Source organism: Phormidium tenue FACHB-1050 (genome assembly GCF_014696925.1).
GTDB lineage: Bacteria > Cyanobacteriota > Cyanobacteriia > Pseudanabaenales > Pseudanabaenaceae > Pseudanabaena.
The window spans coordinates 66,301-77,340 of sequence record NZ_JACJQY010000024.1 but is presented as its reverse complement, the minus strand read 5'-3'; the positions used below and the strand labels follow the sequence as shown (position 1 = coordinate 77,340).

The following is an 11,040-nucleotide window of genomic DNA, read 5'->3' as shown; positions in this document are numbered from 1 at the left end:
GAAATAGGTTAATCTCTTTCATAGGGGTTTTATTTGTGATGTGGTTATCTTTTATAAAACCCCTTCCTGCCTACTTTTGCAACTTTTTGTCCTGTACTAAGGCTTAGGACATAAAACCCAAGAATCGAGTGGCAGTGCGAAGCACCGCCACTCGATTCTTGGGTTTTGGTTTGTACTAGCTAACTCTTTTTTTCTATAGTTTTGTTATGGAAATGGTTGTTCTATAAAAATAAAGACAAGCTAATAAATTTTGTTGATGATTGATTTACAACGCTTTGAGCTTAAAACCAAACAAATATAAATCCTGAAAGTGCTGCAAAGTAGCACTTTCAGGATTTATATTTTGGCTCGTTTGATCAGCAATTGCTGTAATGATTAATGACGCGATCGCCATGTTTCTAAAAAGTCATTAATTTCTTGCATTAACCATTCCTTCTCAGGACGGCTTAACCCTAACCCAAACTTATGGACATAAATGCCTTGATTTAAACGTAACTCCATTACGGGCTGGTTATTAACTTCGTAAGAACTCTTGAGTTCAACTTGTCGCAAATCTTGGGTTTTGCCTTGGACATGGCGCTTGATTCCTAAAACGTCCCAATCAATACTAAAGGAGCGATCGCTAATTACTAAACAAACCTTGCCAAAGACAATCGATAAGCCCGCATACGCCATGCCAATACCGATAATCCAAAAGGGAATTGAGAAAAGAGCAAAAAGTCCTGCCCTCAGAGCCAATGATGTCCAGACAATCAAAAAACCATTCCAAAAAATTGCAAACGATAGGATGCTTGCGCCATCACCACGCAGCCCTGTAGGTGGAATCTCAACTTTTAAAACACTATCAGTATTTTTTAATTCAATGCGACTTCCCAAAGGTTTGGGATATTGATATTTATGGTTGAGGTGATCGCTATTTGGGTTAAGTAAACGACTAATTTCTAGGTCACTAATTCGACTTTCGAGTGATGGCAAGATGGGATTTTGCAAGGCTTGAAGGGCTTGTTGGGCGCTACTGAATCGGTCTTCGAGCGCTGGTTCAATCATTTTTTCCAGCCAATCGGCAAAATGCGATGAAATGCTAACGGAGTCACGAAAACTGATCTTGAGCTTGATTTCAGGTAAATCCGCAGGCGATCGCCCCGTCAGTAAAAATAAAATCGTTGCACCAAGCGCATATAGGTCGGTAGCAGGAACAGCCTTGCCTCGAAATTGTTCGGGTGGCATATAGCCGTAAGTGCCAACAACTGTACTTCCGCCTACTTGTGTACTGCGATAGGTGTCCTGAACTGCACCAAAATCTACCAAAGCAATTTTACGGTTGGGCTGAAGAATGATATTTTGGGGCTTGATATCACGATGGATGACAGGCGGCTTGAGTTGATGGAGATAGCTCAACACCTCTAGCACTTGCTCAGCAATCTGTTTAATATCTTCCTCACTGCCATGCCAGCCATCAGCGATCGCCTGTGCAAGAGATTTGCCCTCTACCAGTTGCTGCACGATGTAAAAATCGCGATCATGATCAGTATCAATCTGAAAATAGTCCAAGTAACGGGGAATAGCTGGATGGTCGAGCTGAGCTAATACTTTCGCTTCTCGCTCAAATAATTCCAGCACTTTCCACTCATTCATGCGTCGAAATGATAGGGCTTTTAATGCCACGAGATCGCCTGTTTGGGCATCAAAAGCAGCATAGGTGATTCCAATACCACCTTGTCCAAGAACGCTGGCAATACGGTATCGAGATTGGATAATTTCGCCAACTTGATGTAGTTCTGTCACAACTTTTTTTTACCTCATATTTCCCATCGCCATAGTAATTTCCGATTTTGAGATAAAGGATTGCCGCGCGGAGTGCGGCAATCCTTTATCTCTTTAGGTTTGAGTTTCTGAAAGTGTGGCTACACTTTCAGAAATCGGGAAGTTGCAAGATTTGGCTAATGCTTGCTTTAACAAAGCTTGGTAACTATCATCATCAATCTCAAATGCTCCAAATCGCTCTAGATGAGGATTCATTAATTGAGCATCAAATAAACTATAACCGCGCGATCGCAAATGCTCCACTAACTTCACCATCGCTACCTTCGAGCCATCAGGAATCTTAAAAAACATCGACTCACCAATAAATACCCCGCGTATGGCAATCCCTAAAATCCCACCAGCTAGTTGCTCGCCTTGCCATGTCTCAAAACTATGCGCCCAACCTGCCTTGTGTAAATTGCTATAAAGCGATCGCAGTTCTTTCGATATCCACGTAGTTTCGCGATCGGCACAGCCTTCTACCACTTGCTCAAAGGCATTATCAATCCTGACTTCAAAGCGATTTTGGTTGATGACCCGCTGCAAAGATTTAGGATATCGAAAGCGCTGATCAAGTGGGATCAAGGTACGGCTGTTAGTGTAATACCACTCAATTGGCTCTCCATCACCCTCTGACATCAAAAAGTAGCCTTGGGTATAACCTTCAATAACGCTACGGATATTAAATCTTTCCACGAAGTGACTATACCTACTTACCCAGTTTAAAAGACTTGAATCAGATAATTAAATGAAAAATATTTGGGTCTTAGTTAATTAGCTTTTCCCTAAATCCAACAAGCAAAAGTCTCAAATAAAATAAATGGCTTGCTGCGATTAAGTGAACTTACTTAATCATAGCAAACCATTTATTTACATAAAATGTTATTAAATTGGCATTAAAATTCAGAATCTTTAAATTAGCCGATTCCGTTTGAATGATCTTATTCTCTAAGATAGGTATCCAAAACTGGGATCGCTTAATATTTTCTTTATAATCCGTTAGTGTAATTTTATTTGAGTCTAAATACTTAGTAGTTTAATCGTTGGTAATTAAAGATTCAACTACAAAAAATGAAATATAAATTTCTTTTGTCCTTTCTTAATAGCTATTACAGCGATCTCTTAAAAAAAGTTAATACAAAAAACATAAAAAATAAGTGACCCAACGTGACTAGGTAAAAATTACCAGTTGTCTTGATGGATCACTTATTTTTTTTGTGTTTTATTAATTTGGTATTTAAATTCAGAGCCTATATATAAGCTGGCTCCGTTTGAATAATTACATTGTGCTAGAAATTTTGTCAAATTGGGGATCGCTTAAACTTTTCTTTATACTTAATCTATCAGTTCTTAGCTATTGAGTAATTATACTTATTGTCTAATCCTTTACCAAAGCTTTTTCAGGAATATTGCTTAAAAAACTTAGCTCTTTTTACCATCGCGTTTGTTTCATTAATTTCTTGTTTATTTTTTATTTGTCAGGCTGTTCCTATAAAAAGATTAGATTAAATTCTTGAACACAAAAATCTAGTTAAATATCTTACGGTTAAGCCATATGCATAACCTCTCCCACTAATCTTATAGATATTTCTAGTAGATTTTTCTAGCTATGTAAGTAGTGTTTTCACTACCGCCAGAGACCAGAGTGACAAGGGCATAATCATAAATAGAAATGTCAGCAGGAGAAAAGTCAATGTTTTTTCACCCATCCTATTTAATCCTGATCCCAGGGATGATCTTGATGTTTTGGGCGCAGCAGCGAGTCAAAGCAACTTACGAAAAATATGCAGATATGCGATCTAGTCTAGGAATGACAGGCGCACAAGTTGCTAAGACAATCTTGCAACGCATGGGTATTCATGATGTAACCGTAGAGCAAGTAGCAGGAGAACTGACCGATCATTATGATCCTTCTGCGAAGGCTGTGCGCTTATCCGAGTCAGTGTATACGTCCTCGTCCCTAGCAGCGGCAGCGATCGCTGCCCATGAATGTGGTCACGTCTTGCAGGATGTGCGCGGCTATCAATTTATGAATATTCGAGCCTCGCTAGTCCCAGTAGCAAATATTGGCGCAAACTTTGGCCCCATGATGGTGATGGCTGGCCTGTTTTTGACATCCCTTGGCAGTTTGAGTGTAGTTTTCATCAATATTGGGATTGCTTTGTTTGCTAGCGCGATCCTATTTCACATTGTGACTTTACCTGTGGAGTTTGATGCTTCTAGCCGCGCTTTGCGATTAATTGATGAGTTAGGCATTCTCCAAGGTGAAGAAAATCTTGGCGCTCGTAAGGTGCTTAACGCTGCTGCATGGACATATGTGGCGACGGCAATTTATGCGGTGCTGCAACTTGTGCAGTTGTTGTTAATCCGTGGCGATCGCTAATTACAACTTGCTTTACAAATCCAAAAAAGGACGGCGCAATGTGCCGTCCTTTTTTTTGCAACTTGAGCGTCATTGCCAAATAGTGTTTTCACCGATTACCACCAACATCATCGCGATCGCTTTTAATCGGTCAGGCTTATCATCATCGTAAATATATAGCTGTCGCCATTCTTGTTAGGACATAAAACCCAAATAATGTGAGGCGGCGCGAAGCGCCGCCTCACATTATTTGGGTTTTGATTTGTCCTGATACAGGTGGCTATAGCTAGCCGATATAGTTTCTAGGTACAAATCTAAGATCGGCATTACACATCGATTTTTGTCATGGCTTCTCTATAATTTAACTTAACTTTTAAACTACTGCGATCGCTGCTAACCCTTATAGAGAGCGAATCAATACCTCTAAGTTTCTGACTTCAACTAAAAAAGCTTAAAATAAGTTCAGGATGGTTGCTAGCTATACTAATTGATTGCAAGGATTATGGATAAAAGTCGTGGCTAGCCAAACGAAGCAAGTAGGTAGAAGTTTTGATACTTCTCTAGATATCTCTAAGTATGAAGCGAAGACACAGGAAATCGCAAAGAAGATTTTAAGTGGCAATGAGAAAGGTTCCTTTTGGTCAAAATTATCGCAAATTAAGGATGAATTGCGCCTTGATGACAAGCTCATGGCTTGGACAATGGAAAATGAAGGCTTACGGGTGCAATTATTTAGATTGATCGATTGCTTGCCAGCATTGCAAAGCAAAGCTGAAATTGCGCGACATATGCAGGAATATCTCGCCAGTGATGCCGTAGAAGTTCCTGCTTTGCGTGCCTTGTTGAATTTTAGTACTGATAATCCTAATTCGATTACAGCTACGGCTGCCGCAACAACGCTCTCTACTGCTGTGGGGACTCTTGCCAAGCGCTACATCTGTGGTGAGAACTTATCAGAAGCGACAAAATCGATTGAGAAACTAAGGCGCGATCGCTTTGCTTTTACGATGGATTTGCTCGGTGAGGCAGTGATTAGCGAACTAGAAGCTGGTGAATATCTCAATCGCTATATTGCGATGATGGAGGATTTGTCTAATAAAGCTAAGAATTGGGGCTTGATTGATCAGATTGATAAAGCTGACAGCGAACAACTAAAACGGGTTCAGGTTTCCGTAAAATTGAGCGCATTCTATTCCCAATTCGATCCTCTCGATCCTGTCAAAACGACAGAGAAAGTCAGTGAACCAGCAAGAATTTTATTGCGTAAGGCACAAGCTCTAGGCTGTGGCATCCATTTTGATATGGAGCAGTATGAGTTTAAGTCGCTCACCTTACAGATTCTCAAGCAAGTCTTAATGGAACCCGAATTCTGCGATCGCACGGATGTTGGGATTACGCTGCAAGGCTATTTACGCGATAGTGAGCAGGATTTATTAGAACTAGTCGAATGGGCAAAGCAACGCGGTAAGCCCGTGACTGTGCGCCTCGTCAAAGGAGCCTATTGGGATCGGGAAACGATTCGTTCCTATCAACAGGGTTGGGCTATTCCTGTATTCTCCGATAAAGTTTCCACCGATGCCAACTATGAGCGCTTGATTCAGATTCTCTTAGAAAATCATCAATATCTCTATGCGGCAATTGGTAGCCATAATGCGAGATCTTTAGCCAAGGCGATCGCCATTGTTCAAACTCTAAATATCCCCAGTCGCGCCTTTGAAACCCAATGCCTCTATGGCATGGGTGACAAGTTTGCCAAGGCGATCGCCGATATGGGCTATCGGGTGCGGGTGTATTGTCCCTTTGGTGATTTGATTCCTGGGATGTCTTACTTGATCCGCCGCTTGCTAGAAAATACCGCCAATAGTTCCTTTTTGAGAATTAGCGGTGAAGGTGTTGATGTGAGCAAATTGATTGCTGCTCCTGTTAAAACAGAACGGGATCAAAATTACAATGGCGCACCTGCGCTGAATATTTTTGATGGCTTTGTTAATTCTAGCGATCGCGACTATGCCATTCAAACAGAACGTGAAGCTGCCCAAACTGCCTTAGAAAAAGTTCGCAATCAACTGGGTAAAACTTATCTACCGATCATCAACGGTCAAGCTGTTCAAACCGAAAACTATGTGGAATCCATCAACCCTGCTAACTCCTCGCAATTAGTCGGCAAAATCGGTCTTGCCAGCATCGACCAAGCTGAAGAAGCAGTTAAATCTGCTAAAAATGCTTTCTCTTCGTGGAAAAAGCTCAGTGCGAAAGAACGGGGCGATCTACTCCGCAGGGCGGCGGATATTATGGAAGATCGGCGCGAAGAATTAGTTGCATGGATCTGTTGGGAAGTGGCTAAACCGATCCGTGAAGGTGATGGCGAAGTCTCCGAAGCGATCGATTTCTGTCGCTACTATGCCAAGGAAATGGAACGGATTGAGTCGGGCGTACAGCGCAATATTCCTGGGGAAGATAATACTTACATCTATCAGCCTCGCGGCGTAGTGGTCGTGATTTCGCCTTGGAATTTCCCCTTTGCGATCGCCTTGGGTATGAGCGTGGCAGCGATCGCCGCAGGTAACACCGTGATTCTCAAACCTGCCGAACAGTCCTCGGTAATTGGTGCAAAAATAGCTGAAGTTCTCCAAGCCGCAGGTTTATCCACAGGCGTATTTACCTATCTTCCCGCCAAAGGTTCCACTGTTGGTTCCCATTTAGTCAAACATCCCGATGTGCATCTAATCGCCTTCACAGGTTCCCAACAAGTCGGCTGTCAGATTGTCACCGATGCTTCGATCCTGCGTCCTAAGCAAAAACACATGAAGCGAGTGATCGCCGAAATGGGCGGTAAAAATGGCATCATCATCGATGAGAGCGCCGACCTCGATCAAGCCGTAGTGGGCGTAATGAACTCCGCCTTTGGTTTCGCTGGTCAAAAATGTTCCGCTTGTTCCAGAGCGATCGTCCTCGCTCCCGTTTACGATAACTTCATGGAGAGATTAGTAGAAGCCACCCGTTCTCTAATTGTCGGTGAAGCTCACCTTCCTGATACTAAACTCAGTGCTGTGATTGACGCTGCGGCTCAACGCAATATCCAGAACTACATCACTAAAGGAAAGGAAACTGCGAAATTAGCCTATGAAGGCGAAGTTCCCAATCACGGTTTCTATGTCAGTCCAACTATCTTTGGCGATGTCGATCCTGACAGTGCGATCGCCCAAGAGGAAATTTTTGGTCCCGTGTTGGCTGTAATCAAGGCAAATAGTTTTGATGAGGCACTGGCGATCGCGAATGATACAAACTTCGCGCTCACTGGCGGATTATATTCGCGCACACCTTCCCATATCGAACGCGCCTATCGCGAGTTTGAAGTAGGCAATCTCTACATCAATCGCGGTATCACAGGCGCATTGGTAGATCGCCATCCCTTCGGCGGTTTCAAGCTAAGCGGTATCGGTTCCAAAGCTGGCGGACGCGATTATCTATTGCAGTTCCTAGAGCCAAGGTCGATCACCGAAAACACTCAGCGTCAAGGCTTTGCGCCTCTTGATGGGATTGAGTAATTAGATTCAGACAAGGGGCTTAAGCCCCTTGTTCTTTGAGATATACTTATTTTATCTACTTTACACAAATATCATATTCTTTTTTATGTCCTATCCTATTTCTAGCAAGATAAGAGATGCACTGCATAGCTTTATATATTTTCGTGGCGGCTCAGATTTTAGGATTAAATGTTCAGATACATATCGACCATTAGCCGACTATTTTCAATTGACTAAACAGGAAAGAGAAATACTTTGTACATCTGAAGGAAATAAAAGTAAACGCCAATGGGAGAATATGGTGCAATGGGCTAGAAATGACCTTTTAAAATCTGGTTATATTTCTCCTAATTCACCAAGAGGCATTTGGCAATTATCAAGTTTAGGCATTACAGCTGCTCAAAAGGTTTCGCTCAATTATAAGGAATTACAAAATGGTTTAAATACAAATAGGTCAAAACAGGTAATAGTTGAACCTAAATTACCCGATCAACTTCAACCTATTTCTTCATCAGAGCCTGCTCAAAATACCTCTGCTGTAACTGAAGGTAGAGAAAAGCTAGCTATTCACATTGAGCGTGAACGTAATCCTAAAATTATTAAGCAGAAGAAAAAAAGGATTTTAAGTGAAACAGGGAAATTAAGTTGTGAGGTATGTAAATTTGATTTTGTAAGTTTTTATGGTGATTTGGGAAAAGGGTTCTGTGAGGTTCATCATAAAAATCCTCTAGCTAAAGTTGACAACGAAACTCAAACAAGTTTGGAAGACTTGGCTATTGTATGCGCTAACTGTCATAGAATGATTCATCACAGTCAATGCAGTCAACCTACTATGATGAGTATTGAGCAGCTTAAAAGCTTAATAGAAAATAAAAAAGTAGCTTAGGCAATGTATTAAGGATCACAAATAAACTTAACATTAACCTCAATCTTTCTATTAAAGACCAATCTAGTAAGGACAAGAAGCCCCTTGTTCTTTGGGATATTTTTGATAAATGCTGTATCGCATCGCCTAAACCTATGACCCAGACTATTGAGCAGAAATCTACGCTATACGATCGCGATCTTAATTTGTGGTTAGAAGAGGCGATCGCTTTTCATAAAATCCGACAATGTGTTGACATTGTATATACAGAATCTTACAATAAAGAAGTTCATATTTTAGGTAAATTCCTATGTCTACCTTGATAGATAACACCACTTCTAGCCAAAATCGGGATGTAACGATTAACATCCGTGTGAAACAAGAGAAACGGAATATCATTGATCGTGCTGCCGAAGTACAGGGTAAAACACGCTCTGAGTTTATGCTTGAGTCCGCATATCAGAAGGCACAAGATGTTCTTTTAGATTGGGCTTTCTTTGATTTGACCCCATCGAAGTATCAGGAATTTACAGCATTATTAGATGAAGTTCCTCAACCAAATCAAAAGTTACAGAAATTACTAACAACTAAATCTCCGTGGGAATAAGTTTAGATAATTTGCGATCGCCTGAAAAGCTCAATTTATCTCACCAGATCAAGGGGTTCGACTCTGGCAATAGTCAACTAGATGACTGGTTAAAGAATAGAGCAATTAAAAATGAAATGGAGGGTGCTTCGCGTACCTATGTTCTCTGTACTGAAGATGTTGTGATTGGTTTTTATTGCCTTGCTAATGGCTCAGTGGTTCAATCTGTTGCTACGGGTAAAGTGCGGCGCAATATGCCCGATCCAATTCCTGTAATGGTGATCGGAAGGTTAGCAATTGATCGCAGTTGGCAGGGAAAAGGGCTTGGTCATGCCTTGCTAAGGGACGCGATTTTAAGAACTCTACAAGCATCTGAATTTGCGGGAATACGAGCTATTCTTGTCCATGCTATTTCTGAGAATGCGAAGGTTTTTTACGAGAAATGTGGGTTTATGGCTTCGCCTATCGATGAGATGACTCTCATGATTAGGATTTCATGATTAGGATTAAAGATGCGATCGCGATATTCCAGTAAATCATAAATATATTTTGTAAATTCTCTATCGAATCTACTAAACGCATGACCCAGACTAAGCAAAAAACAACGCTGTGCGATCGCGATCTTAATTTGTGGTTAGAAGAGGCGATCGCTAAGTTAAAAGCTGGTGATTTTCAAAATTTAGATGTCAAAAGCTTAATTGAGGAGTTGGAAGGTTTGGCGGGTAGAGATATGCGTGAACTCAAGCGAAGATTGACTACACTTATTGAGCATATTCTCAAGCGTTGCTTAGAGATGCCCTTAATCCCCTAATCACTCATCTTGATTGGGGATCGGTCTACTATAGTTGTAGGCTCTAAAATAGTTGAATGTTCTTATGACTTTGATCAAGATTCTTCCAGATTGGTTTCTGCCTGAAAGTCAAGCAACCTCAGAATCAGTTTATCTAAATCGGCGGAGATTTATGAAGAAAGCTGGATTAGGTAGCCTGAGCATTATGGGATTATTAGCTGGCTGTCAAACCCTCGAAGAAAAAAAAGCCATTGTCAAACAAAAACTACTAGACGATCGCCTAAAAGCAATTACCACTTCCCGCAATCTTGCTTTTACCCTTGATCGCCCAATTACCGATGAATATAGTGCTGCTGTTTACACTAATTTTTATGAATTTAGTGGAGATAAAGATGTATGGGAGAAAGTTGGGAAGTTTCAACCACATCCTTGGACTGTGGAAGTATCAGGCTTAGTCGCAAATCCCCAAAAATTTGCGATCGAGGATTTGATTGCCAAAATGCCTATCGAAGAACGACTATATCGCCATCGTTGTGTAGAAGCGTGGGCGATGGCAGTTCCTTGGACTGGGTTCCCTCTCAAGCGATTAATTGAATTAGTGGAGCCAAAGTCTAATGCAACCCATGTTAAATTTACAACTTTCTTTCGCCCAGAGCAGGCAAGAAGACAAATTTTGCAGAGCGAGCCTTGGCCCTATACCGAAGGGTTAACAATTAAGGAAGCGATGAATGAGCTTGCTTTTATGGCTGTGGGCATCTATGGACATGAGTTACCCAAACAACATGGCGCACCGATTCGATTAGTTTTGCCTTGGAAATATGGCTATAAAAGCATTAAGTCGATAGTAAATATTGAATTTAGCGATCTCCAACCAGCTACATTTTGGAATATACGTATTCCCCAAGAATATGATTTTCTTGCCAATGTCAATCCCAATATTTCCCATCCTCGATGGTCGCAGGCTAGTGAGAAAATGCTAGGCACAGGCGATCGCTATGCTACACAAATGTATAACGGCTATGCATCTTATGTTTCTAATTTGTATTAAGGGTTCACGTCTATGCACGTTAGTTTTATAGCTATCGCCATGCTTGTTAGGACAAATCA

Annotated in this window: 10 protein-coding genes; 8 read left to right on the top strand and 2 right to left on the bottom strand. The window is 41.3% G+C overall.

What is annotated here, in order from left to right; translation table 11 throughout:
* Positions 1-375: 375 nt before the first annotated feature.
* Positions 376-1,785, bottom strand: coding sequence for a serine/threonine protein kinase (locus H6G05_RS15090; protein WP_190578953.1), 1,410 nt, complete (start codon positions 1,783-1,785; stop codon positions 376-378).
* Between the two features lie 93 nt (positions 1,786-1,878).
* Positions 1,879-2,499 carry a leucyl/phenylalanyl-tRNA--protein transferase gene (aat, locus tag H6G05_RS15085; protein ID WP_190578952.1) on the bottom strand — a complete coding sequence of 207 codons (621 nt, stop codon included), beginning with the start codon at positions 2,497-2,499 and terminating at the stop codon, positions 1,879-1,881.
* A gap of 997 nt (positions 2,500-3,496) precedes the next feature.
* Between aat and H6G05_RS15080 the strand changes: the two genes are divergently transcribed.
* The 8 genes from H6G05_RS15080 to msrP all read left to right on the top strand — a co-directional run bounded on the left by H6G05_RS15080 (position 3,497) and on the right by msrP (position 10,981).
* Complete coding sequence (locus H6G05_RS15080; protein ID WP_190578951.1) at positions 3,497-4,186, top strand: zinc metallopeptidase; 690 nt, start codon at positions 3,497-3,499, stop codon at positions 4,184-4,186.
* A 494-nt stretch (positions 4,187-4,680) separates the two neighbouring features.
* Entirely contained in the window at positions 4,681-7,713 is a 3,033-nt protein-coding gene (gene pruA, locus H6G05_RS15075) for an L-glutamate gamma-semialdehyde dehydrogenase (protein WP_190578950.1), read from the top strand.
* 85 nt (positions 7,714-7,798) lie between these two features.
* The gene (locus H6G05_RS15070) at positions 7,799-8,578 is read left to right on the top strand and encodes a winged helix-turn-helix domain-containing protein (RefSeq protein ID WP_199310557.1); all 780 of its coding nucleotides are present in this window, start codon (positions 7,799-7,801) and stop codon (positions 8,576-8,578) included.
* Positions 8,579-8,712: 134 nt separating this feature from the next.
* Entirely contained in the window at positions 8,713-8,880 is a 168-nt protein-coding gene (locus H6G05_RS25390; RefSeq protein ID WP_242025537.1) for a hypothetical protein, read from the top strand.
* Entirely contained in the window at positions 8,868-9,164 is a 297-nt protein-coding gene (locus H6G05_RS15060) for a type II toxin-antitoxin system TacA family antitoxin (protein WP_190578949.1), read from the top strand. Before H6G05_RS25390 ends, H6G05_RS15060 begins: the two co-directional genes overlap by 13 nt.
* Complete coding sequence (locus H6G05_RS15055; protein ID WP_190578948.1) at positions 9,155-9,643, top strand: GNAT family N-acetyltransferase; 489 nt, start codon at positions 9,155-9,157, stop codon at positions 9,641-9,643. Before H6G05_RS15060 ends, H6G05_RS15055 begins: the two co-directional genes overlap by 10 nt.
* Positions 9,644-9,723: 80 nt before the next feature.
* Entirely contained in the window at positions 9,724-9,954 is a 231-nt protein-coding gene (locus tag H6G05_RS15050) for a DUF29 family protein (RefSeq protein WP_242025535.1), read from the top strand.
* A 64-nt stretch (positions 9,955-10,018) separates the two neighbouring features.
* A complete protein-coding gene (gene msrP, locus H6G05_RS15045) occupies positions 10,019-10,981 on the top strand; it encodes a protein-methionine-sulfoxide reductase catalytic subunit MsrP (RefSeq protein WP_190578947.1) in 963 nt (320 codons plus the stop codon).
* Positions 10,982-11,040 lie beyond the last annotated feature (59 nt).